Source organism: Burkholderia sp. 567, from assembly GCF_040545115.1.
In the GTDB taxonomy this organism is placed as follows: Bacteria; Pseudomonadota; Gammaproteobacteria; order Burkholderiales; family Burkholderiaceae; genus Burkholderia; species Burkholderia ambifaria.
Genome location: NZ_JBEPLG010000001.1, coordinates 836,347 through 859,055 on the forward strand (window position 1 = coordinate 836,347; position 22,709 = coordinate 859,055).

A 22,709-nucleotide genomic window follows, 5' to 3' on the forward strand; every position below is an offset into this window, starting at 1 on the left:
GACAGGCACATGCTGCGCAAAGGCCTGTTGAGAGATTCAGATTATTGTGCGCTGTGTGCTAATCGACCTGAATTTCAAGATAGTGCGATCGGCGTATTGCCGGATTCGTGATAATTCCGTGGGATTTTCGATCGGATTTCGCTAAAACGGCGTTTGTCATGGATTCGTCAATTCATTATTTAATGGAATCGAATCGCGCGATGCGGCCCGAATATGCTATTGCACGTGTCCCACTTGTTTCATGCAATTGCCGCACGTCGCGCATGACGACGCGCGGCTTCGGAGAAGAACCTGATGAACCGGAAGATCAAGACGGGCGCCGCGCGCGCCGCGATTACCGGCACCCGGCGTCGCGCGTTGCGCTCGCTCGCGGGTGCGGCGTTCGCCCTGTGCGCGGGTCTGTCGGCCAGTATGCCTGTGCGCGCCGCCGATGCCGCGGCTGCGGTCGGGGCGCCGCCCGTCACGCGCGTCGCGATGCTCGTGCAGCTGCACGGCCCGAACCTGAAGGTCGACGAACGGATCGGCCAGCATCTCGGCGAGCGCGGCTACGCGGTGCGATTGATCGACGAGAGCGCGACGCCCGACGCGGCGCGCGATGCCGATCTCGTCGTGATCTCGTCGACGGTGTCGTCGAAGAACGTGCGGCCCGGCTGGCGCACGCTCGACAAGCCGCTCGTCACGTGGGAGAACGACCTGCTCGACGATCTCGCGATGACGGGCAAGCGCCACGACGTCGACTTCGGCGAAACGGGCAAGGAGCGCTATCTGTGGCTCGTCAACGCGCCGCATTCGATCTCGGCCGGATTGCCGGCCGGCGTGGCCGACGTGTACGGCAAGCAGGCGCCGATGAGCTGGGGCAGGCCGGGGCTCGGCGCGATCACGATCGCGACCGTGTACGGGCAGCCGGACAAGGCCGCGATTTTCGCGTACGAGAAGGGCGCGACGATGGACTACGAAGCGCTCGCGCCGGCGCGCCGCGTGATGTTCTTTCTCGCCAACGACACGTTCGCCAACCTGTCGCCGGCCGGGCTCGCGCTGTTCGACGCGGCGCTCGACTGGGCGGCGGGGCGGCGCTGATGCAACGCGGCGCGCCGGCGTGTGCCGGGCGGCGCGCGCGCAGCGTCGGCGGCAATTGGCATTGAGTGCGAGAATTCGCGCTTCGGCCGGCGTGCGCCGCGCCGCTCACCAGGGAACCCGCATGGACAGTCACATCGCGCCGGTGGCGCTGCAGAAAGCCTACCGTCTCCTCAACCACGGCCCGACCGTGCTCGTGTCGGCCCGCCACGACGGTGTCGACAACGTGATGGCCGCCGCATGGGCCTGCGCGCTCGATTTCCTGCCGCCGAAGCTGACGGTCGTGCTCGACAAGTCCGCGAAGACGCGCGAGCTCGTCGAGCGCAGCGGCAGGTTCGTGATCCAGGTGCCGACGGCCGCGCAGCTGCAACTCACGCATGCGGTCGGCAGCCACAGTCTCGCCGAGCGGCCCGACAAGCTGCGCGACGCGGGCGTCACGCTGTTCGACGTACCAGGCCACGACCTGCCGTTCGTCGCCGGCTGCTCCGGCTGGCTCGCGTGCAAGCTGATTCCCGAGCCGCACAACCAGCAAACCTACGACTTGTTCATCGGCGAGGTGGTCGGCGCGTGGTCCGACACGCGCGTGTTCCGCGACGGTCACTGGTATTTCGAATCGGCCGATCCGGCGCTGCGCAGCCTGCATTACATCGCGGGCGGCAACTTCTATGCGATCGGCGAATCGCTGCACGTCGATCCGGGCCAGCCGGACCCGCGGTAAGCCGCCGGCCGGTGGTCGGCCGCAGTTCCAGGCGCGCGGCTCACGCGCGCTTTTTCAACGCCGCCAGCATCGCGTCGGCGAACGCCTGCGTGACGCGCGGCAGCGTGCGCCCGCGCTTCACGACGAGCGCGATCGGCCGCACGAACGCGGGGTCGTCGATCGGCTTCGCGACGAGGTCCGGCTCGGCGCGCACCTCGCGCGCGGTCGCCGGCAGGATCGTCACGCCGAGCCCGCCGCGCACCATCGCGACGGCCGTCATCATGTAGGTCGGTTCGCACGCGATGTCGGGCGTGCAGCCGGCCGCGTCCAGTGCGGCATCGACCACGCCGCGCACGCTCGTGCCCCGCGCGGTCAGCACGAGCGGCAGCGCGGCGACGTCGGCGGTGCGCACGCGCCGCTTGCGCGCGAGCGGATGATCCTTCGGGCACACGGCGACGAGCCGGTCGGCGCCCACGTACAGCACCTCCAGCGACGCATCGAACGCATCGCCGCCCGTCAGGCCGAGATCGGCTTCCTCGTTGCGCACCAGCGCGGTGACGAGGCTCGCGACCCCGTCGCGAATCTCGAAGCCCGCGCGCGGCACGTCGTGCCGGAACGACTGGATCAGCTCCGGCAGCAGGCTCGACGCGAAGGTCGGCAGGCACGCGAGCCGCACCGTGCCGCTCGCGCCTTCGCCGAGCGCACGCGCATCGCGCAGCACGCGCTCCATGTCGTCGAGCGAGCGCTGCAGCAGCGGCAGCAGTTCGCGCCCGGTCTGCGTGAGCGCGACGCTGCGGCTATTGCGGTCGAACAGCCGCGCGCCGACGATTTCCTCGAGCCGCCGGATCTGCACGGTCAGCGCCGGTTGCGACAGATGCAGCCGCGCGGCCGCACGCGTGAAGTTGCCGGCGTGGGCGACGGTGACGAACGCGCGAATGTCGCGAAGATTCAGATCCATAACGATTCGTGATTGCTGCGATCAAATCATTTCAATTGTGCTATCGCTGCGCCGACCTTACGCTCGTCTCCAACAAAAGACAAGGTAGGAGACACGGATGCTGCCGTTACTCGGGCTTGGCACGATCGTCGTGCTGCTGGCCGCGATTCTGTCGAAGCGGATGTCACCGCTCGCCGCGCTGATCATCGTGCCGATCGCGGCGTCGCTGATCGGCGGCTTCGGGCTGCATACGAGCAAATTCGTGATCGACGGGCTGAAGGGCCTCGCGCCCGTGGTCGGGATGTTCGTCTTCGCGATCCTCTATTTCGGGACGATCACCGACGCCGGCACGCTCGATCCGATCATCGACCGGATCCTGCGCGCGGTCGGCACGCGGCCTACGCGCATCGTGATGGGCACGACGCTGCTCGCGCTGCTGATCCACCTCGACGGCTCGGGCGCCGTCTGCTTTCTCGTGACGATTCCCGCAGTGCTGCCGCTGTACGACCGCCTGAAGATGGACCGGCGCGTGCTGGCCGCGGCCGTGTCGATGGCCGCGGGGATCAACTTCCTGCCGTGGACGGGGCCGATGATTCGCGCGTCGGCGTCGCTGCACCTGCCGGTGTCGGCGCTGTTCAATCCACTGATTCCGGTGCAGGCGATCGGGCTCGTGTTCGTGTTCGGCGTCGCGTACTGGCTTGGCCGGCGCGAGGAGAAGCGGCTCGGCCTGTCGCGCGACGATGCATCGATTCCGCTGCCCAAACGCGAGCTGACGCCCGACGAGCAGGCGCTGCGCCGGCCGCACCTGTTCTGGTTCAACCTGGTGCTGACGCTCGTCGTGCTCGGCACGATGGTCGTGATGGGCGAGAAGATTCCTCCCGCGATCATGTTCATGGTCGGGCTGTGCGTCGCGCTGATGGTGAACTACCCGAACGTCGACATGCAGCGAAAGCGCATCGACGCGCACGCGCGCGCGGCGCTGATGATGGCCGGCATCCTGCTCGCGGCCGGGGTGTTCACCGGGATCATGCAGGGCAGCGGCATGCTGAAGGCGATGGCGCAGGCGGCGGTCGGCTTCGTGCCGCCGTCGATGGCCGGCCACATTCCGGTCGCGCTCGGCCTCGCGTCGATGCCGCTCAGCATGCTGTTCGATCCCGATTCGTTCTACTTCGGCGTGCTGCCGGTGATCGCGGAGGTGGCCGGCCAGTTCGGCGTGCCGGCCGTGCATGTCGGGCAGGCCGCGTTGCTCGGCCAGATGACGACCGGCTTTCCGGTCAGCCCGCTGACGCCCGCGACGTTCCTCGTCGTCGGCCTGTGCGGGATCGAGCTGGCCGAGCACCAGAAGTTCACGTTCCCGCTGCTGTTCGGCGCCTCGATCGTGATGACGATCGCGTGCGTCGTGCTGGGCGTTTTTTGATTGTTCCCGGCGCGCGCGCCGGATGACGGTACCGACATGACAGCAAAGCCTCCACACGAACGGCGCGTGCGCATCGGCGCGGGCGCCGGCTACTCGGGCGACCGGATCGAGCCGGCGGTCGAACTGGCCGAACACGGGCAGCTCGACTATCTCGTCTTCGAATGCCTGGCCGAGCGCACGATCGCGATCGCGCAGCAGGCGCGGCGCAAGGATCCGTCGCTCGGCTACGATCCGCTGCTCGACGCGCGCATGCAGGCCGTGCTGCCGGTGGCCGCGGCCAAGCGCGTGCGGATCGTGTCGAACATGGGCGCGGCCAACCCGCGCGCGGCCGCGCGGCGCACCGCGCAGATCGCGCGGTCGCTCGGCCTCGCGGGGCTGAAGGTCGCGGCGGTCGAAGGCGACGACGTGCTCGACGTCGTGCTGCGCGGCGCGTTGCGTTTCGAGGAGTCGGGCGACGAAGTCGCCGCGTATCGCGAGCGCATCGTATCCGCGAACGCGTATCTCGGCGCCGCGCCGATCGTCGACGCGCTCGCGGCCGGCGCGGACGTCGTGTTGACGGGGCGCGTCGCCGATCCGTCGCTGTTCGCCGCGCCGCTGATCCATGCGTTCGGCTGGCGGATGGACGACTGGGACACGCTGGGGGCCGCGACGGTCGTCGGCCATTTGCTCGAATGCGCGGGGCAGGTGACGGGCGGCTATTTCGCCGACCCCGGCTACAAGGACGTGCCGGATCTCGCGCGGCTCGGCTTCCCGATCGGAGAGGTCGCGGCCGACGGCTCGGTCGTGATCACCAAGGTGCCGCACGCGGGCGGCCGCGTGAGCGCGGCGACCTGCAAGGAACAGCTGCTGTACGAGATCCACGATCCGGCGCGCTACCTGCAGCCCGACGTCGTCGCGGATTTCACGCGCGTGGCCGTCGCGGAGGAGGCGCCGGACCGCGTGCGGGTGACGGGCGGGCGCGGCACCGCGCGCCCCGACACGTTGAAGGTGTCGGTCGCGTATGTCGACGGCCATATCGGCGAAGGGCAGATCTCGTACGGCGGGCCGGGGGCACTGGCGCGCGCGCGGCTCGCGCTCGACATCGTCCGCGAGCGGCTTGCGCTCACCGGCGTGGCCGCGACCGAGTTGCGCTTCGATCTGATCGGCGTTGATGCGCTGTACGGCGACGCGACGCCCGCCGTGCGCGGCGAGCCGGCCGAAGTCCGCGTGCGGGTGGCTGGCCGCGCGGCGACTGCCGCCGAGGCCGCGCGGATCGGCAACGAAGTCGAGACGCTATATACGAACGGGCCGGCCGGCGGCGGCGGCGCGTTCAAGTCGACGCGCGAGGTGATCGCGGTGCAGTCGGTGCTGCTGCCGCGCGCGGCCGTGACGCCGTCGTTTTCATTCGTGGAGGCCTGATGCAACTGCGTGAACTCGCGCATGCGCGCACCGGCGACAAGGGCAATACGCTGAACGTGTCGGTCATCTGCCGCGATCCGCGTCACTACGAGCACCTGCGCGCGCATCTCGATGCGCGGGCGGTGAAGGCGTGGCTCGCGGGCATCGTGCACGGCGACGTCGTGCGCTACGAACTGCCGGCGCTGGCCGCATTCAACTTCGTGCTGCGCGATGCGCTCGGCGGCGGCGTCACGCGCTCGCTCGCGCTGGACGCGCACGGCAAGTCGGTCAGTTCGGCGCTGCTGGCGATCGAGGTGCCGGAGCCGGTGTGATGATGTGATGGTGTGCGTCGCTGGCGGGGCGTGCGCTCATGGTGACGTTCGCGGTTGCAGAATCGGCCGTTCGCGGCGCCGCGCCTGCGTTCTCGACCGGTTCGCCTGTAACGTACAGGCGTGGCTCGGCGCGAGACTCCGGAGGTCGAGCCGGCGCGTCCGCAGATTTTTTTGCATGGTCTGACCAGTCTAACCTCAAGTTGCCGCACGGCCGGTCGTTAAACCCGTTTGCGTACTCATTGACTGTCCGATAACAACGCGCAACCGGAGATCGTCGTCATCATGCTGTCATCAATTCGCGCCCGGATCGTGGCGACCTGCGTCGCCATCGTCGTCACGGCGCTCGCCGTCACCGGCGGCCTCGTGTACCAGGTCGTCAAGCGACACAACGGCGAAACCATCGACCGGAACCTCCAGTCCGTCCTGGCCGGCCACGCGCTGGCGCTCGACGAGTGGGTCGCCGGCCGCGCGCAGCAGACCCAGGCGCTCGCGGATACGCTGCCGATCGGCGAAGGCGATCCGCTGCCGGCACTCACGCTGCTCGGCAAGTCGGGCGGCTTCCAGGTGCTGACGCTCGGCCTGCCGGACCACACGGCCTTCTCGAACATCCCCCTTGCGCCCGGTTACGATCCGACCGCGCGCCCGTGGTACAAGCAGGCGGTCGAGGCCGGCCGGCTCGTCGTCACCGCGCTGTATCAGGACGCGTCGACCGGCAAGCCGGCCTTTGCATTCGCGGTGCCGATCATGCGCGGCGGTGCGCTGAAGGGCGTTCTGGCGGCGAGTCTCTATATGGAACGCGCGAGCGCGATCGTCGCGTCGATGCACCCGACGCCGGCGAGTTTCGCGTTTCTCGTCGACCGCGGCGGGCGCCTCATCGCGGGCGCGAAGACCGACCTGATCATGAAACCGGCCGTGCAGTTGTCGCCGGAACTGACGCCCGAGCACCTCGCGAGCCTGCAGAGCGCGAGCGAGCCGGTGGCGATCGCGGTGGACGGCGTGACGAAGCTGTTGCGCGCGCAACCGATCGCCGGTACCGACTGGTCACTCGTGATGGCGCTCGACCGGTCGGACGTGACGGCCGGCATGCGGGCCGTCGCGACGACGACGCTCGTGGCCATCGTCATCGTGGCCTGTATCGCGGCCGCGCTCGTCGGTGCGCTGACGAACGCGGCATTCAAGCGCGTGCTGCTGGTGCGCGATGCGCTGACCGACGTCGCCAGCGGCAGCGGCGACCTGACGAAGCGGCTGCGGGCGGACGGCAACGACGAGGCGGCGCAGATCGCGCGCGCGTTCAACCTGTTTGCGGAAAAGATTTCGGCGATCCTGCTGCAGATCCGCGGGTTCAGCGAGTCCGTGAGCGTGGCGAGCGCGGAGATCGCGCAGGGCAACCAGGACCTGTCGGGCCGCACCGAGCATGCGGCGTCGAGCCTCCAGGAAACCGCGGCGGCGCTCGAGGAGATTGCCGGCACGGCGCGCAACTCGGCCGACGCGGCGACGCAGGTAAACCGCCTCGCGGAATCGGCGTCGGGCGTCGCGATGCGCGGCGGCGAGGTGGTGAGCCAGGTGGTCGCGACGATGGGCGAGATCACGGCGGCGTCGAACGAAATCTCGAACATCATCGGCGTGATCGACGGCATCGCGTTCCAGACCAATATCCTCGCGTTGAATGCGGCCGTCGAGGCGGCACGCGCGAACGAGCACGGGCGCGGCTTCGCGGTCGTCGCGGGCGAGGTGCGCACGCTCGCGCAACGCAGCGCGCAGGCCGCCAAGGAAATCAAGCAACTAATCCAGGCGTCCGTCGACAAGATCGAGGGCGGGTCGGGGCTCGTGCACACGGCGGGCGCCACGATGGACGAGATCGTCGAGGGCGTGCGCGGCATCACGAGCGTGATCGCGGAAATGACGGTCGCGGCGAACGAGCAGAGTACCGGCCTTGCACAGGTGAACCAGGCGGTGTCGCAGCTCGATCATTCGACGCAGCAGAACGCGGCGCTCGTCGAGGAGTCCGCCGCGGCCGCGGCGCTGTTGCGCGAGCAGGCGGCGCAGCTCGCGCAAATAGTGGGCGAATTCAAGCTGGCGCGGCCGCAAACGGGCGAAACCGCACCGGTGTGACGCGGCGCGCGCCGGGCCAGTGCGATGCGCGCTTGCGATGCCGCGCCGTGCGTGTACGCTACGGCCTCGCGGGCATCGCCCGCGCGTGCGGCAGGGGCCGCGCGCATCGACCGGATCCTGGAATGAAGAACGAGATCGTAACGCCGGAGGGCGTGAAGGGCGCGGCCATGCGCGGTAGATGGTTCGCGGCGACCCTCGCCGCACTGTCCGCCGTCGCGGCACTCACCGCGCTCGTCGCGCCATCACCGGCCCATGCCGCCGAGCCGGCGCATCCCGAGCGTCAGCTGCAAAAGTTCATCCACGACACCTACGGCAACTGGCGCGCCGATCGCAAAGGCTGGCAGTCAGACGCGGGTGACTTCATTTACGCGTCGTGCGGATCGCTGCGCGTCGCGACGGCCGACGGCCCGCGCACGCTGCTCGCGATGTGCGGCGAGACCGAGGACGCCGTGCAGAACGGGATGCCGGGGATGGATTCCGATGCGACGCCGGGCACCATCGACCTGTACGTGCTTCGGCCTTCGCAGGACGGCGCGACGCTCGAACCGGCGCTGAAGAAAACAGGCATCGTGTCCGGCGGGCGCGGCGAGCCGGGCACGGTGAGCATCCAGCGGCTCGGGCCGCATCTGTTCGGTTTCGTCCTCGGCAACAGCGACTCGCGGCAAGGCTATACGCAAAGCATGCGCTCGATCTGGCTGCCGTACGGCGACGCGCTGGTGCCGGCGGCGGCGCGCATCGACGAAGCGCTAGACAATGCGGAATCGAACGAATGCGCGAACGATCCCGCGCGCTGCGAGGCACGCCGCTTCGCGATCGCGCCGGACACGAGCGTCAACGATAGCGTCTATCCGCTGATCGTCACCGAGACCGGCACGCGCGGCAATCGCGCGATTCACGCGCGCCATACGGTGAAGTTCGACGCGGCGCGCGGCCGCTACATCGTGCCGAAGGCCGTGCGCGACGGGTATTGAGCGGCCCGTGCGGGGTACCGCAGAACCGCGGATCCGGGCGGCATCGCGCCGCCCGCCCGTCACACGTACACGTAGCGCACGAGGTGGAAGAACACCGGCGCCGCGAAGCAGATCGAGTCGACGCGATCGAGCATCCCGCCGTGGCCCGCGATCATCGAGCCCCAGTCCTTGGTGCCGAGCGAGCGCTTCACGGCCGACAGCACGAGGCCGCCGACGAAGCCCGCGATCACGATCGCGAGCGAGATCCCGAACGCCGCGCCGAAGCTGAACGGTGTCACGCGATACAGCGACGCGCCGCACAGCGTCGCGAGCAGGCCGCCGCCGATGAAGCCTTCGACCGTCTTCGACGGCGACAGGCGCGGCGCGATCTTGCGTCGCCCGCACAGCTTGCCGACCACGTACTGCAGCACGTCGCTGATCTGCACGACGAACAGGAAGAAGAACAGCAGCAGCGCGTTCTGCCCCGTGTAGCGCGGAATGTCGAGGATCAGCACGGCCGGCGCATGGCTCAGCCCGTACACGCAGACCATCAGCGCCCAGTTGATCTTCGCGTTGCGGCTCAGGAATTCGCGCGTGTCCTGCGTGAGCGCCGACACCAGCGACATCGCGAAGAACAGGTGCACCGGCACGAAGATCGAGTACATCCCGTACCAGTTGATCCCGAGCAGCACGTACTGCACCGGAATCGCGACGAAGAACGCGATGAAGAGCGTCGTATGGTCGCTCGCGGTGGTCGGCGTGAGCGTGATGAATTCGCGCAGCGTCAGATACGACAGCAGCGCGAACACCAGGTACGTGACGTTGTTGCCGAGGCTGATCGCGATGACCATGATCGCGATCATCGCCCACCACGCGCGGATGCGCTGGTTCAGATTGACCACGGTCGCGCTGGCGCCGCCGCTGCGCGCGCCGAGGATCGCGCCGATCACCGTCGCGAGCACCAGCACGCCGGTGACACCCGCGACCAGTTCCCAGAAGAGAGTTCGCATGAAGAGGTCCGGAAAAGGGAGAGGAGGGCGCCGGGATCAGCCGGCCGGCCGCTGCGGCGGCGCGAGCGCGACGATCGCGTCGCGCATGCGGGCGAGGAAGGTTGGCTTGTCTTCACCGGCGCCGAGCGCGTCGTTCGCCCCGAAGTGCACCTTGCAGATCAGCGGCACGGGCCAGATCGCGCCCTTCGGCATGATGCGCTGCAGGTTCTCGAGATAGACCGGCACGAGCGCGACGTCCGGAAATTCCGTTGCGAGATGGAACAGGCCGCTCTTGAATGGCTGCGGCAACACGTCGGCGCCGCGCGTGCCTTCCGGGAAGATGATGATCGAGTGGCCTTGCCGCAAGGCGTCGCGCACCGGGTCCAGAGGATTGCCGCCGTTTTCGCGGTGACGGTCGATCAGCACGACGTTCAGCAGCTTCTGCGCGATATGGCGCTTCAGGTCGCTGCTGTCCCAGTAGTCGCGCGCGGCGACCGGCCGCACGACCGCGCGCACGTCGCGCGGCAGCGCGGCCAGGATCGCGAGCGTGTCGATGTGGCTCGTGTGGTTCGAGAAGTAGATCTTCTGCGTCGGCGACGGCGGTGCCTGATGCCAGACCGGATACGCGCCGGCGACGAGCCGGACGAACGACAGCAGGAAATCGCGCTGCCAGACGTTCAGGATGTTCATCGGCGCCGCGCCTCCTGCCTGCATGCCCGCGCGGCCGCGCACGCGCGGCAGGCGGAATCCCGGAATGCCGGCGCGGCAGGATGCGCACCGGACGGCCATTGTTTAAGTTTTTTCAAATTCGTGGCTGCCTGTCGCAGGGCCGCGATAATCGGACGATGCGCCGGCGGACGTCGCGGCGCGGTCGCCGGTCGGCGGCGTGATAATCGGCTGTTGCACGAGCGCCCGTTTGCAGTTCGAATGGATCTTGCTGCGATCGGGCCAGCGGATTATCGCGAGTTTCCGTCAAAAACGCCAGATTGCCCGCGCGGCGCCAGCGGCGTGCTGCTTGACGCGTCGGGGCCGCTCGGCGACGATTACGGCCACCTGTCGAAAAGCCGTCGATGCCGACGGTTGCGCCGCCCGGGGCATGGCGGCTGGAAACGTGTCCGAATGAGCAGAACCAATAAAACGATGAGCCTCTACGCACTCAAACCGAAATTCCAGAACCGTCTGCGTCCGTTCGCGGATTCGCTTGCCGAGCGCGGCGTCACCGCCAACCAGGTCACGCTGTTCGCGGCCGGCGGCTCGATCGTCGTCGGCGCGCTCGCGGGGCTCGGCGTGTTCGCCCGCGTGCTGTTCCTGCTGATCCCGATCTGGCTGTTCGCGCGAATGGCGCTCAACGCGATCGACGGCATGCTCGCCCGCGAACACGGGCAGAAGAGCACGCTCGGCGCGTACCTGAACGAGCTCGGCGACGTCGTGTCCGATGTCGCGCTCGTGCTGCCGTTCCTCGCGATTCCCGCGTTCGCTCCGGCGGACGTCTGGCTGTTCGCGCTGATGGCGGTCATCGTCGAATGCGCGGGGCTGATCGGCCCGCTCGCCGGTGCGACGCGCCGCTACGACGGCCCGTTCGGCAAGAGCGACCGCGCGCTCGCGCTCGGTGCGTTCGCGCTGTGGATCAGCTTCGGCCTGCCGGTCGGCAGCGTCGCCGCATGGCTGTGGCGTGTGCTGATCGTGCTGTCGATCGTGACGGTGGTGCGGCGCGTGCAGGCCGGCGTCGCCGAAGCGGGCGGCTGACGGCCAACGGGTGGGCCGGCGCCTGAGGGCGGCGCCGCATGATTCGAACAACGAAACGAGAGAAACGCATGAGCGCACGCACGGCCCGCGAGGCTGACTTCATCACGCACGACGGCGAAACGCTGTTCTATCGTCACTGGCCCGCGACGGGCCCGCGCTGCCGCGGCGCGATCGTGCTGCTGCATCGCGGCCACGAACATTCGGCGCGCGTCGCGCATCTCGTCGACGAGCTCGACCTGCCGGACTTCGCGTTCTTCGCATGGGATGCGCGCGGCCACGGCCGCTCGCCCGGCGCGCGCGGCTACAGCCCGAGCGCGGCCGCGTCGGTGCGCGACCTGCAGATATTCGTCGAGCATATCCGCGACACGCACGGCATCGCGATCGAGGACATCGCCGTGATCGGGCAGAGCGTCGGCGCGGTGCTCGCCGCCACCTGGGTACACGATTACGCGCCGCCGATCCGCTGCCTCGTGGTCGCGTCGCCGGCGTTCCACATCAAGCTCTACGTGCCGTTCGCGCGGCCGGGGCTGCGGCTGATGCACAAGCTGCGCGGGCTGTTCTACGTGAACAGCTACGTGAAACCGAAATTCCTCACGCACGACCCCGAACGGATCGCGAGCTATGCGGCCGATCCGCTGATCACGCGGCCGATCGCCGTCAACATGCTGCTCGACCTGCACGACACCGCGAAGCGGATCGTCGCCGATGCGGCCGCGATCACCGTGCCGACGCAGCTGCTGATTTCGGGCGCCGACTGGGTCGTCCATCGCGGCCCGCAGGACCGCTTCTTCGAGCGGCTCGGCGCCGTGCGCAAGGAGCGCATCGTGCTGCCTGGCTTCTATCACGACACGCTCGGCGAGCGCGACCGCGCGCAGGCGCTCGCGCCGCTGCGCGCGTTCGTGCTGCGCGAGTTCGATACGCCGAGCCCGCGCGTGTCGCTCGCCGACGCCGACCGGCGCGGCGCGTTCCACGACGAATACGCGGCGCTCGGCCGGCCGCCCGCGAACCCGTTCGCCCGCGCGTACTGGGCGATCACGCGGGCCGGGCTGAAGGCCGGCGGCGCGCTGTCGGACGGCATCGCGCTCGGTCTGCGGCTCGGCTTCGATTCGGGCTCGACGCTCGACTACGTGTACCGCAACCGCGCGCAGGGCCGGCTCGGCGTCGGCGCGCTGATCGACCGCACCTATCTCGACTCGCCGGGCTGGGTCGGCATCCGTCAGCGCAAGGTGCATCTGCAGGAGCTGATCGGCGCGGCGATCGGCCGGCTGCGCGGCCTCGGCGAACCCGTGCGGATCGTCGACATCGCGGCCGGGCACGGACGCTATGTGCTCGACGCGATCGCGACGGCCGCCGAACGCGACGGCGCGGCGCCCGACGACATCACGCTGCGCGACTACAGCCCGCCGAACGTCGAGGCCGGACGCGTGCTGATCGCGCAGCGCGGCCTCGAGCCGATCGCGCGCTTCGAGCGGGGCGACGCGTTCGACGAGGCGTCGCTCGCGACGCTCGAGCCGCGTCCGACGCTCGCGATCGTGTCGGGGCTGTATGAACTATTCGGCGAGAACGCGCTGATCGAGCGCTCGCTGCGCGGGCTCGCGCAGGCGGTGCCGCCCGGCGGCTATCTCGTCTATACGGGGCAGCCGTGGCATCCGCAGCTCGAATTCATCGCGCGTGCGCTGAACAATCACCGCGGCGATGCGACCTGGGTGATGCGCCGCCGCTCGCAGGCCGAGATGGACGAGCTCGTCGCGCGCGCCGGTTTCCGCAAGCTCGACCAGCGTATCGACGAGATGGGCATCTTCACGGTCAGCCTCGCGCAGCGGGTCGACGCGTCGTGAGCGCGCTCGGCGGCGGCGCGGGCGGCGGTCTGGCCGAGCCGGCGGCCGGCGCGCGCGATGCGTCGTTCGCGCTGCGCGTCGGTTGGCTCGCGGCGATGGGCGCGGTGTTCTTCTCCACCTACGGCTTCGCGAACTGGCTCGCCGCGCGCCGCGCCGAGGTGCCGACCTTCGCGTTCGGCTGGGAGCACGGGATTCCGTTCGTGCCGTGGACCATCGTGCCGTACTGGTCGATCGACCTGCTGTACGCGCTATCGTTCTTCTTCTGGACCCGCCGCGACGATTTGCTCGATCACGTGAAGCGGCTGTTGACCGTGCAGCTGATCTCGGTCGCATGCTTCATCGCATGGCCGCTGCGCTTCGGCTTCGAGCGGCCCGATGCAGGCGGCGTGGCCGGCGCGCTGTTCACGCTGCTGATGGGATTCGACAAGCCGTTCAACCAGGCGCCGTCGCTGCACATCGGCCTGCTCGTCGTGTTGTGGGCCGTCTATGCGAAGCATCTGCGCGGCAGGGCCGCGCGCATCGTGCTGCATGCGTGGTTCGCGGCAATCGGCGTGTCGGTGCTGACGACCTACCAGCATCACGTGATCGACGTGCCGACCGGCGCGGCTGTCGGCTGTCTCGCGCTGTTTCTGTTTCCGTTGCGTGACGCCGCGGGGCGGTTGCCGGGTGCGGCCGCTTCCCCGTCCGCCGCCGGCCGCGCGCTGGCGCGCCGCTACGCGCTCGGCGCGGCGCTGGTCGCACTCGCGGCGCTTTACTGCGTGTCGCGTGCGCCGGGCCTTGCACTGGCGGCCGGGTGGGGGGCGCTGGCGCTCGCGTGCGTTGCGTGGATCTATTGGCGCGGCGCGCCCGGCGCGTTCCAGAAGGACGATGCGGGCCGCTTGCCGGTGTCCGTGCGCTGGCTGCTCGCGCCGACGATCGCCGCGGCGTTCGTCAATTCGCGGTGGTGGACGTTCCGGCAGCCGGCGCCGGCGCGCATCGACGAGCGCGTGTGGATCGGCCGCACGCCGACCACGCGCGACGTGCGGCGCCATGGCTTCACGGCGCTCGTTGACCTGACGGCCGAGATGCCGCGCTGGGCCGCGGCCGACGCGTCTCTCGCGTATGTGGCGGTGCCGCAACTCGACCTCGTCGCGCCCACGCCCGCGCAGCTCGCGGCGGCCGTCGCGGCACTCGAACGCCTGCATGCGGAAGGGCGCGACGTGCTGGTCTGCTGCGCGGTCGGCTACGGGCGCAGCGTGTTGTGCGCGGCCGCGTGGCTCGCCGCGCGGCGGGGGCTCGGCGATGTGCGCGACGCGCTCGCGGCGGTACGGGCGGTGCGGCCGCGCGCGGTATGGTCGGACGACGGCGTGGCCGTGCTGCAGGACTGGATCGACCGCCGCCGCGTGACGGGAGGGCCGTGATGCGCGACCCATCTGCTCCGTTCCGGATCGCCGCCGCGCGCGGTGCGCTCGATGCGGGCGCGTGGGCGATCGCGGCCGCGTTGGCCGCGGCCGGCGCCGGGTGGTGGATCGCGTCGGGCTGGGCGCCGTCGACGATCGCGCGCGTGCTGCTGGCCGTGGTCAGCACCGGGTCGGGGATTGCCGTGCTGTGGTACGCGGTGCGCATCGAGATCGACCGCCGGCTGTTCGCCGCGCTGGCGCGGGCGGCGTCGTGCGATGCGTCGGTCGACGACGGGCTCGCCGCGCTCGATCGCGCGCTTGTCGAGCTCGGCTGGATCGATGCAGGGAAGACTGGACGCGCTTTGGACGACCGCGTGCGCGGCGCGGTCGGGCTGTGCCGTGCCGCCGTGCTGGTCGCGATCGTGCAGTGGATCGTGGTCGGGCTGGCGATCGCGGTGCCGCGGGTGGGTTAGCCGTGCGTGCGCGAGGCGGCGGGGTGCCACCGAGCGAGAGCCACGCATGGAAGAAGGTGCGTGTCGTGTAATGATTGCCGAATCAAAACCAAAATACGGAATATCGGAAATATTTACCCGATGGTCGTTGCTTTGAACCTGACAATATTCAAAGACTGTCGGCTAATCGAATTTATTGTGAAAGGTATTTATAATATCGGCTCGGCAGAAATCCCGCCTTAATACAATCAAGGGCATGCTGCATGGGCCATACCGCACTTTATAAGACGTTGCGTCTGGGCGACGCGCAATACAATCGTCTTGTCAAACTGGACACGCCACTCGGCGTCGACTGGTTACTGCCTCTGTACGTTAAAGGAACGGCCAGATTAGGACGCGACTATGAATTCGTGATCGACGTCGTGTCGCCGCGCGGTGGCCAGATCGACCTCAAGGCGCTGCTGGCCAAGCCGGTGACGCTCTGGATTCAGCAGGTCGACGGTACGTACATGCCGATTCACGGTTACGTTCACCGCTTCAGCCGGCTGGGATCCGATGGCCCGCTCACGTACTACAAGCTGGCCTTTTCCTCGTGGCTTTACTTCCTGTGCCTGCGTCGCGACATGCGCGATTGGCAGGAGCAGAACGGCGAACAGATTCTCACCGACGTATTCAACGAGCATGCGCAGGCACGCGGCGCGTTCCGCTTCGACCTGCATGGTGCGTTACCGTCGTATTCGAATCGCGTGCAATGGGAATACGATCTGAATTTCGTCCACCGAAGCATGGAAGAGGTGGGTGTATTTCCCTACTTCGAACAAGCGGACGACGGCCGATCCCACACGATGGTCGTGACGGACGACGCCTACTTCGTTCCCGCGCTCAGGCAACCGGTCGTCGAGTTCGGCCGCATGGAAATTGGCGGCGAGCTGGACGGATTCGCTCAATGGAAGGAGCAGCTTCAGATCGAGAGTGCGCAACTGACGTCGCGCTCGTTCGACTACAAGCGGCCCGATCTTCCCCGACAGGTTCAAGGCGTGACCGACGTCCACGGCAATTTGCCGACGGACGGCGAGGTCTACGACTATCCGGGTGCCTACATGTGGTCCGATCGGGAGCAGGGCGAACGCCTCGCGCGGATTCGTCTTGAAGAGAAGATGTCGCGAATGAAGCGCTTTCACGGTGTGGGCGGCTTGCGTTGTGCGATGCCGGGAAGGCGTTTCGAACTTCGCGGTCACCCGATTCACGATGCGGGCAACCAGGCCGATCGAGAGTTCGTGCTGCTTGGAGTCGACTGGCTGATATCCAACAACGTGCCGGGTCTCGATGGTGTGGAGGCCTTTCCCGATGGGCTGGCTGCCGAGGTTTCCGAGGCGAAGGCCGGAGCAACCGTGCGGCATGCAGACGGCAGCGAAGGCTTCTTTCAGGTTAAGGTCGAGGCACAGCCGCGCAACGTTCCGTTTCGCAGTCCGTTCGAGCACAAGAAGCCGGTCATGCAGTTGCAGAACGCGATCGTTGCCGGACCGGGTGGTGAAGAGGTGTACACCGACTCGTTGAATCGCGTGAAGGTGTGGTTTCACTGGAACCGCCGCAATGACCAGGACGAACGCGCGTCGTGTTGGGTGCGGCCGACTTTTCTCGATGCCGGTGCGAACCGCGGTGGCATCCAGCCATTGCGCAAGGGCGATGAGGTCGTCGTCGGTTTCATGGAAGGCGATTGCGACCGGCCCGTCATCATTGCGAGGATGTACGGGGGCGCGACCCAACCGGTGTGGCACTCGAACGGACTGCTGTCGGGCTACCGGTCGCGCGAGTACGGCGGGACGGGCTACAACCAGCTCGTGATGGACGACTCGACGCAGCAGAATCGCGTTCACCTCTATTCCAGCAGCTATCAGTCTCATCTGCATCTCGGCTACCTGATCCAGCATACGGACAATGCACGCGGCGCATTCCTCGGCAATGGCTTTGATCTCAAATCGGACGCGTACGGCGCCATTCGTGCGGGGCATGGGTTGTTCGTTTCGACGCATTCGGCAACGGCTCACCAGCCTCTGAACGTGACTGCCGCGACCGAGCAATTGGCGAGTGCGGAGAGCGTGGTGGAACTGACGTCACAGGCGAGTGCGGCAAATCAGGCCGAGAGCCTGGACGAAGGGCACGACGCGCTGAAGCGATTCACCAATGCAACGCAGTACAACGTGGCGGGTGGCGCAGGCAGTGGCGGTCGAACGGGAGGTGGCGGCACGGGTAGCGCAAACGGGTTTTCGTCGCCGATCATGCTGATCGCGAGTCCCGCGGGTGTGGGCGTATCGACGCAGGACTCGGCGCAGCTCACGGCGAACCAGCAAGTCAATATCGTCAGCGGCAGAAGTACGCACGTCGCCGCCGGGAAATCGCTGATCGCGAGCGTGATGGAAAAGATCAGCCTGTTTGCTCAGAACGCGGGGATCAAGCTCTTCGCCGCCAAGGGGAAGGTCGAGATTCAGGCGCAGAGCGACGAGATGAAGCTTGCGGCGCTCAACGACGTGACGATCACGAGTTCGAGCGGGCGTGTCGTGATCTCCGCGGAAAAGGAGATCTGGATTGGTGCCGGCGGCTCCTATATCAAGATCGCGCCCGACCTGATCGAGAACGGCACGAGCGGCCAGATCCTCGAGAAATGTGCATCGTGGGACAAGCCCGGTGCGTCATCCATGCGCCTGCCGTCGCCGATTGCGAGCGTACAGAAAGGTTGCGCATGGAAGACGGCGTCGGCGGCGGCCGACAGTGCGTCGAGCGTCGTGCTGGAGTAGTCATGATGAATACTCCGAACAATCGTGTCGCGGATGGTGCGGATGGCCTGAGTGCGTCTAGCGAGAACGCAGTGATCGACGCCACCGCCAGTGTGCTGCACGCCTATTTCGACAAGCACCCTGAAATGCGTTGTCTTCTGGTTGTCGATCCGTCGCAGCGTGATGTGCCGTCAGACGACGGATCGGCATTCAGCGAGCTGAAGCGCACGATCGTGACGATCGCGCACGACGGATTTCCGGCTGAACAGCAGCCTTACCTCGTTGAACTGGATTTGCGGTCGTCGGCAGGCGCCATGCTGCTGAAGGAAAGCGTGCGGCTCGCATTCGAAGACCGGCGTCCCGCGTCGATGGCGCAGGGGCTCGGACAGCGCATCGGCGGATGGCTGGCGAGTACTGCTTCCGCCGACGAAGTCGCCGGACACTGGTCGACGCAAGTGTTGCAGTACGACGAGCGCGGGCGGCTATGTGCGCTGCGCTTTTACGACACCCGTGCGTTGGGTTTGATCTGGCCGCTATTGACCGAGCAACAGCAGCAGGCGCTACTCGGGCCGGTGACTGTCTGGCATGCGCTCGACGTGTGCGCGAAACCGCGAGCGTATGGCCGTGGCGTTGGATCGAGCCGGGCGTGTTCGCTTACCGCCGCGCAATGGCCGGAAGTGCATCGCCACGGCCTCGTCAACCGTGCGCTCGCATTACACGCGTTGGCGGCAGGCCGTCAGCCGACGCCTGCGGAAGTAGACGCGGCCGTTGCGGCCGCGGCGCGGGCCGAGCAATACGGGCTGCAGGATCGTGACGACCTGATCGCGTTCATCGGGCACGCGCTCGACTGGCATCCGCACTTCGATCGGCATCCCGAGATTGAGAAGGTGTTGAAGCAGTTTTCGCCCGACGATTTTTATACTGCGGCGATCGGCCACCTTCGGCCTGACGACATCGACGAAATTCGACAAGGGGCGTGGTACGGACAGGCGGCCTCGCTATCCGACCCGCAACGCCGACCGAGCCCCGACACGAGATACGAATAAAAGAAATGGCGACCACTGAACGAGAATGCGCGAATTGCCAGAAGACCGGGCTGCCGATCCTGCCTGTCCGCTATACCGTTTTGCCGAATAAGGTTCCGGCAAAGCTTCCGGACGGCATTGGCGGGAAAGGCATCACCGACGTGCCACTGACGACGCACCGTTACGGGCTGCGCACCCTGCGCGATGGATGGGTGTACCTGTATTACGTCCAGAGTGCCCGAGGTCCCAAGCGGTGGGAGGTGTACAAGGTGACGGAAGACGGGCGACTGTGGAAACAATCGCGTCCGCTGCCTGAGGAACCGTCCACGCATCCCGCGTGCGCCCAGTGTGCGATTGCGGTGCCGATGGACTTGATCGCGATCGAGCGTCCGGAAAAATGCACGGACCGTGTCTACATCGCATTTTCCGAGCACGCATGGGTCGACGATACATTCAAGCGATACGAGGAAAATCCGGCATTGCGCGAGCAGCGCATGCAATGGATCGAGCCGTCCAAATGGATCAACGGCGGCAACGACCCGAAGAAGCATGCGGTCGTTGCAACGCGTGAGCGGATTGATGATGTCGTCGAGTACATGCCGGCGCTGGACCCCAAACTGCTCGTCCCGCAGGACCAGCGATTGACCGACGAGACCGGCGCTTACGACCCGAAGCTGATGGGACGGGAGTCGACCCGCTACCCGCTGCATATCCGACAGGCGTCGCCACTGTCGACGAGCGAAGCGCTGGTCAAACTGATGAACACGATCGGCTCGACTGGGAAAGGGCAATCTCATCCGCCCATGATGCTCGCGTTGTGGGACGGCATCGGCAACGTTCACGAACTGAACGATTTTCGTAACGATGCAGGCAGCATGTTGTCGCTGTACGTGAAGGAGCAGGGCCGGCAAATCGACGCGATGCTGTCGATCGATGCAGCCGAGGTGGCCGTGCGCAACGGGGCGGTTGCGTTCAAGAGCCGCATGCGCTCCGCCCTGCGGGCCGGCTGGGAAGGCATGCTGAACAACCCTGGCGCGATAGACGGCATTCCGAGTTACGCCGTCGTCTCGCCCGAGCAGCAGGCGGCGTCGGACCGGCGGATCGAGCAAGCGGGCGTGATCAGCCCCGAGGAAGCGAAGACGATCGGCGATGCCGAGTGGCCCAAGTACGAGGGCAAACTGAATCTGCGCAAGCTCGGCGCCTTCCGGCCATGGTTCACGTCTGTTCAGGATGCGGTCAAGGCAATTCAGGCGCGCCGTACACCCGACGTGAAGGCATGGCTGAAGGCGCCCACGTTCATCGCCGCGCTGCATGACTATCACGAAGAAAACGCGGACGACGGACGGGCGTTCGAGAAAGTCGTGATCGAGGCGATCAACGGATTGCCGTCGGAGGATCGTGGTGCGGCCGTCGTCGAGGAACTGGTCAACAACATGGATCCGACTTTGCCGACCAGTCTCGTGTGGCGTGCGTTCGCCTACAACCAGAAGCAACCGAAGGCCGAGATCAAGCAGTTGCTGACCCAGGCGATCGCGAACAAGACGACCAAGACCGACACGGTCAGCGACATCGCCGACAAGGTCAGCAAAGTGCTGGAGCAGTTGAAGAACTTCGTCGATTTCCGCGACAAGATGCAGGAGGTGCATGAGCATCAGAGTCCCGTATCGGTGTCGGAAAAGTATTTGAAAAGCCTTCAGGGCGATGCACTCGTCATCACGATGGGCAATGCGCTGTTCAAATGGACGGGGCTTGGCGTTCTGGGCGATTGCGCCGGTACATTCATGATTCGCGGTGCGCTGATGTTGCGCATCGGCATCAGCAAGGCGGACACGATCGATCTCGTCAGGCAGGCGATCAAGGTCGAACCGGAGTTGCGTCTGAGGTTGCAGCAGGGATATCGGACGTTGCGCAGTCAGGGCGTCGTGGCGAAAGACGCGTTCGTCAGGACGATTCAGTCGCTCGCCGAACACGAAGGCGGCCAGCTCTATCGGGCGAAATGGAATGCGGTCAAGTTGACGCAGGAAGGCAAGGCGGTCAATCTCGGTGTGCGGATCGGCGGCACGCTGGCCGTGATCGAGTTGCTGAGCTTCGGTTGCGCGCTTGCGAAGGCGGACAAGAAGGGCGAAGACTACGCGATGTTGGTGGCGGGGGGATTCTCGTCGATGTCCGCTTGCCTGCAGGCTTCGACGAAGCTGATGACGGGATTGTCGAAGGACGCGGCGCGGACGTTGAGCAATCTGAAGGCGATTACCGGGTATTTTGGCGGGGCGTCTTCGATGATTGGGACGGTGCTGGATGCAGGGAAGGGATTTGAAAGCGCCGGAAAGACGCAATATGGTTTGATGTCGGCATACTTCTTTAAGGCAATGCTCGGACTCGGTGCAACAGGAGCAAATTTCCTTACGGCATTGACCTCATCTGCTCCGTTGATCGCCCGTATTACCGGCGGACGCGGCGTAGTGTTTATCGCGAAAGTTGGAGTAGGTATTGCGGGCGCGACGGCTCGATCGGGCGCAATGGCTGCGAGTGGTGCGGGGCGGGCGGCAGCCAATGCTGTCGGTAGGGCTGCTGTCGGAGCAGCTGCAGAAGAAGCTGGAATTATAGTTACGGAGCGTGCTGCCCTTCTATTGATCGGTCGTGGGGTTCTATTTCTCGCTGGCTGGGAAGTTGCAGTGGCACTTGTAATACTACAGCTTTTAATTGCATATTTTTCAGATAATGACCTCCAGGCGTGGTTTGAGAAATGCTCGTTTGGCAAAGGGCAGGACAATCCGCCATGGGCGATAGATAAGCAGCGTGATGAGTTTGAGAAGGCTCTCGCTGCTGTTGGTTTGAAGCCGAGCTCCGGAGTGCAATAAATATGATCGAATTGAAAACTTCATCCGTCGTCAAAATGCGCGGTCGTATTAAAAACCTGCGTAAGACGCGGGGTGGTCACGATTTTATTTTCGGCGAAGTTGATCGCGCTGAAATGGGCGCAACCGCGATTGCAGCCGGCTTGGTCGGTTTGGGAGGCGTTGCAGTAGGGCTGAGTGGGATGGCGATGGATACCACCGAAGAGGCTGATCTGCTCGAGTTTGATCTTGATGGGAAGCCAGTGAAGGCATGGGTATGGTGGTCTGTGTTTGCAGAGGGAGATGAGGTGGAGGTGGTTGCTGAGCGTTTGGGGGATATCTGGCAGGTCTTTGGTATTCGACGACTTTCGGACAAAATTGTGGCGCTCCATCCGCACTGTAGTCGAGGTCGATTCGCACACTATCGAGCTTCATTCAGATGGGGAGGGATGATTTTTTTCTCTATGCTGATGATCATGTATTTTATTATTGCATGCTTTGCAATTTTCAAGGGTGGTGTCCCAATTGAAAATCTGATAATCGGATGCCTGATATCCAGCCTGGTGTCGGCGGCGGGTTTTGCATTTATAACATATCGAATCTCGAGAAAAATGATGGGCTTTGTTCGTCTGGCCGAAGGAATTTTTGAGGGATTCGGATGGAAGGATGTTAAAAATATCGATCTACCGGCCATCACGAAGAAGCATAAGCAACCCGGCGAGCCTGGCGCATTGGGGGTGCTGTATTTCCGCTACTAAGGTCACGTCGCGACCGCA

Annotated in this window: 18 protein-coding genes; 15 read left to right on the top strand and 3 right to left on the bottom strand. The window is 66.1% G+C overall.

All coding sequences use genetic code 11. From position 1 onward, the window contains the following. Positions 1 to 294: 294 nt before the first annotated feature. Together ABIC50_RS03965 and ABIC50_RS03970 are read left to right on the top strand one after the other, a co-directional pair. Positions 295 to 1,077 carry a hypothetical protein gene (locus tag ABIC50_RS03965; RefSeq protein WP_354161699.1) on the top strand — a complete coding sequence of 261 codons (783 nt, stop codon included), beginning with the start codon at positions 295 to 297 and terminating at the stop codon, positions 1,075 to 1,077. Positions 1,078 to 1,198: 121 nt separating this feature from the next. After that, complete coding sequence (locus ABIC50_RS03970; protein WP_229062045.1) at positions 1,199 to 1,792, top strand: flavin reductase family protein; 594 nt, start codon at positions 1,199 to 1,201, stop codon at positions 1,790 to 1,792. 40 nt (positions 1,793 to 1,832) lie between these two features. Here ABIC50_RS03970 and ABIC50_RS03975 read toward each other — a convergent pair whose 3' ends face one another. Beyond that, positions 1,833 to 2,729 carry a LysR family transcriptional regulator gene (locus tag ABIC50_RS03975; protein WP_126227536.1) on the bottom strand — a complete coding sequence of 299 codons (897 nt, stop codon included), beginning with the start codon at positions 2,727 to 2,729 and terminating at the stop codon, positions 1,833 to 1,835. Between the two features lie 97 nt (positions 2,730 to 2,826). Between ABIC50_RS03975 and ABIC50_RS03980 the strand changes: the two genes are divergently transcribed. The 5 genes from ABIC50_RS03980 (at position 2,827) to ABIC50_RS04000 (ending at position 8,917) form a co-directional block, all read left to right on the top strand. Beyond that, positions 2,827 to 4,125, top strand: a complete 1,299-nt coding sequence (locus ABIC50_RS03980; RefSeq protein ID WP_354161702.1) for a CitMHS family transporter — start codon at positions 2,827 to 2,829, stop codon at positions 4,123 to 4,125. A gap of 36 nt (positions 4,126 to 4,161) precedes the next feature. Then, entirely contained in the window at positions 4,162 to 5,523 is a 1,362-nt protein-coding gene (locus tag ABIC50_RS03985; RefSeq protein WP_334041343.1) for an acyclic terpene utilization AtuA family protein, read from the top strand. Continuing rightward, positions 5,523 to 5,834, top strand: coding sequence for an AtuA-related protein (locus tag ABIC50_RS03990; protein WP_354161705.1), 312 nt, complete (start codon positions 5,523 to 5,525; stop codon positions 5,832 to 5,834). The genes ABIC50_RS03985 and ABIC50_RS03990 overlap by 1 nt, the downstream gene beginning before the upstream one ends. Positions 5,835 to 6,116: 282 nt before the next feature. Next, positions 6,117 to 7,946, top strand: a complete 1,830-nt coding sequence (locus ABIC50_RS03995) for a methyl-accepting chemotaxis protein (protein WP_354161708.1) — start codon at positions 6,117 to 6,119, stop codon at positions 7,944 to 7,946. Positions 7,947 to 8,068: 122 nt separating this feature from the next. Then, positions 8,069 to 8,917 (top strand): topoisomerase IV, encoded by an 849-nt coding sequence (locus ABIC50_RS04000; RefSeq protein WP_354161711.1) that lies wholly within the window; start codon positions 8,069 to 8,071, stop codon positions 8,915 to 8,917. 59 nt (positions 8,918 to 8,976) lie between these two features. Here ABIC50_RS04000 and ABIC50_RS04005 read toward each other — a convergent pair whose 3' ends face one another. Next, positions 8,977 to 9,906, bottom strand: coding sequence for a phosphatidate cytidylyltransferase (locus ABIC50_RS04005; protein WP_175756246.1), 930 nt, complete (start codon positions 9,904 to 9,906; stop codon positions 8,977 to 8,979). Positions 9,907 to 9,942: 36 nt separating this feature from the next. Next, a complete protein-coding gene (locus tag ABIC50_RS04010) occupies positions 9,943 to 10,575 on the bottom strand; it encodes a lysophospholipid acyltransferase family protein (protein ID WP_354161714.1) in 633 nt (210 codons plus the stop codon). Between the two features lie 450 nt (positions 10,576 to 11,025). Between ABIC50_RS04010 and ABIC50_RS04015 the strand changes: the two genes are divergently transcribed. From ABIC50_RS04015 to ABIC50_RS04050, 8 genes are all read left to right on the top strand, one after another. Continuing rightward, positions 11,026 to 11,631 carry a CDP-alcohol phosphatidyltransferase family protein gene (locus tag ABIC50_RS04015; protein WP_354162178.1) on the top strand — a complete coding sequence of 202 codons (606 nt, stop codon included), beginning with the start codon at positions 11,026 to 11,028 and terminating at the stop codon, positions 11,629 to 11,631. Between the two features lie 68 nt (positions 11,632 to 11,699). After that, positions 11,700 to 13,469, top strand: coding sequence for a bifunctional alpha/beta hydrolase/class I SAM-dependent methyltransferase (locus ABIC50_RS04020; RefSeq protein WP_175655904.1), 1,770 nt, complete (start codon positions 11,700 to 11,702; stop codon positions 13,467 to 13,469). After that, positions 13,466 to 14,869 carry a phosphatase PAP2/dual specificity phosphatase family protein gene (locus ABIC50_RS04025; protein WP_354161717.1) on the top strand — a complete coding sequence of 468 codons (1,404 nt, stop codon included), beginning with the start codon at positions 13,466 to 13,468 and terminating at the stop codon, positions 14,867 to 14,869. Before ABIC50_RS04020 ends, ABIC50_RS04025 begins: the two co-directional genes overlap by 4 nt. Beyond that, positions 14,869 to 15,321 carry a hypothetical protein gene (locus tag ABIC50_RS04030; protein WP_354161720.1) on the top strand — a complete coding sequence of 151 codons (453 nt, stop codon included), beginning with the start codon at positions 14,869 to 14,871 and terminating at the stop codon, positions 15,319 to 15,321. The genes ABIC50_RS04025 and ABIC50_RS04030 overlap by 1 nt, the downstream gene beginning before the upstream one ends. A 242-nt stretch (positions 15,322 to 15,563) precedes the next feature. After that, the gene (locus ABIC50_RS04035) at positions 15,564 to 18,095 is read left to right on the top strand and encodes a type VI secretion system Vgr family protein (protein WP_354161723.1); all 2,532 of its coding nucleotides are present in this window, start codon (positions 15,564 to 15,566) and stop codon (positions 18,093 to 18,095) included. Between the two features lie 2 nt (positions 18,096 to 18,097). Then, positions 18,098 to 19,120: a DUF4123 domain-containing protein gene (locus tag ABIC50_RS04040; RefSeq protein WP_354161726.1), complete on the top strand. Its 1,023-nt coding sequence runs from the start codon at positions 18,098 to 18,100 to the stop codon at positions 19,118 to 19,120. Between the two features lie 5 nt (positions 19,121 to 19,125). Beyond that, positions 19,126 to 21,957 (top strand): T6SS effector BTH_I2691 family protein, encoded by a 2,832-nt coding sequence (locus ABIC50_RS04045; protein ID WP_354161729.1) that lies wholly within the window; start codon positions 19,126 to 19,128, stop codon positions 21,955 to 21,957. 2 nt (positions 21,958 to 21,959) lie between these two features. Then, on the top strand, positions 21,960 to 22,691 hold the full coding sequence (locus ABIC50_RS04050) for a putative type VI secretion system effector (RefSeq protein WP_354161732.1): 732 nt from the start codon (positions 21,960 to 21,962) through the stop codon (positions 22,689 to 22,691). The last annotated feature ends 18 nt before the right edge of the window (positions 22,692 to 22,709 follow it).

Bases quoted from the DNA above. Each gene is read 5' to 3' on its own strand.
- ABIC50_RS03965 (WP_354161699.1), top strand. From the start codon at position 295: ATGAACCGGAAGATCAAGACGGGCGCCGCGCGCGCCGCGATTACCGGC.
- ABIC50_RS03970 (WP_229062045.1), top strand. From the start codon at position 1,199: ATGGACAGTCACATCGCGCCGGTGGCGCTGCAGAAAGCCTACCGTCTC.
- ABIC50_RS03975 (WP_126227536.1), bottom strand. From the start codon at position 2,729: ATGGATCTGAATCTTCGCGACATTCGCGCGTTCGTCACCGTCGCCCAC.
- ABIC50_RS03980 (WP_354161702.1), top strand. From the start codon at position 2,827: ATGCTGCCGTTACTCGGGCTTGGCACGATCGTCGTGCTGCTGGCCGCG.
- ABIC50_RS03985 (WP_334041343.1), top strand. From the start codon at position 4,162: ATGACAGCAAAGCCTCCACACGAACGGCGCGTGCGCATCGGCGCGGGC.
- ABIC50_RS03990 (WP_354161705.1), top strand. From the start codon at position 5,523: ATGCAACTGCGTGAACTCGCGCATGCGCGCACCGGCGACAAGGGCAAT.
- ABIC50_RS03995 (WP_354161708.1), top strand. From the start codon at position 6,117: ATGCTGTCATCAATTCGCGCCCGGATCGTGGCGACCTGCGTCGCCATC.
- ABIC50_RS04000 (WP_354161711.1), top strand. From the start codon at position 8,069: ATGAAGAACGAGATCGTAACGCCGGAGGGCGTGAAGGGCGCGGCCATG.
- ABIC50_RS04005 (WP_175756246.1), bottom strand. From the start codon at position 9,906: ATGCGAACTCTCTTCTGGGAACTGGTCGCGGGTGTCACCGGCGTGCTG.
- ABIC50_RS04010 (WP_354161714.1), bottom strand. From the start codon at position 10,575: ATGAACATCCTGAACGTCTGGCAGCGCGATTTCCTGCTGTCGTTCGTC.
- ABIC50_RS04015 (WP_354162178.1), top strand. From the start codon at position 11,026: ATGAGCCTCTACGCACTCAAACCGAAATTCCAGAACCGTCTGCGTCCG.
- ABIC50_RS04020 (WP_175655904.1), top strand. From the start codon at position 11,700: ATGAGCGCACGCACGGCCCGCGAGGCTGACTTCATCACGCACGACGGC.
- ABIC50_RS04030 (WP_354161720.1), top strand. From the start codon at position 14,869: ATGCGCGACCCATCTGCTCCGTTCCGGATCGCCGCCGCGCGCGGTGCG.
- ABIC50_RS04035 (WP_354161723.1), top strand. From the start codon at position 15,564: ATGGGCCATACCGCACTTTATAAGACGTTGCGTCTGGGCGACGCGCAA.
- ABIC50_RS04040 (WP_354161726.1), top strand. From the start codon at position 18,098: ATGATGAATACTCCGAACAATCGTGTCGCGGATGGTGCGGATGGCCTG.
- ABIC50_RS04045 (WP_354161729.1), top strand. From the start codon at position 19,126: ATGGCGACCACTGAACGAGAATGCGCGAATTGCCAGAAGACCGGGCTG.
- ABIC50_RS04050 (WP_354161732.1), top strand. From the start codon at position 21,960: ATGATCGAATTGAAAACTTCATCCGTCGTCAAAATGCGCGGTCGTATT.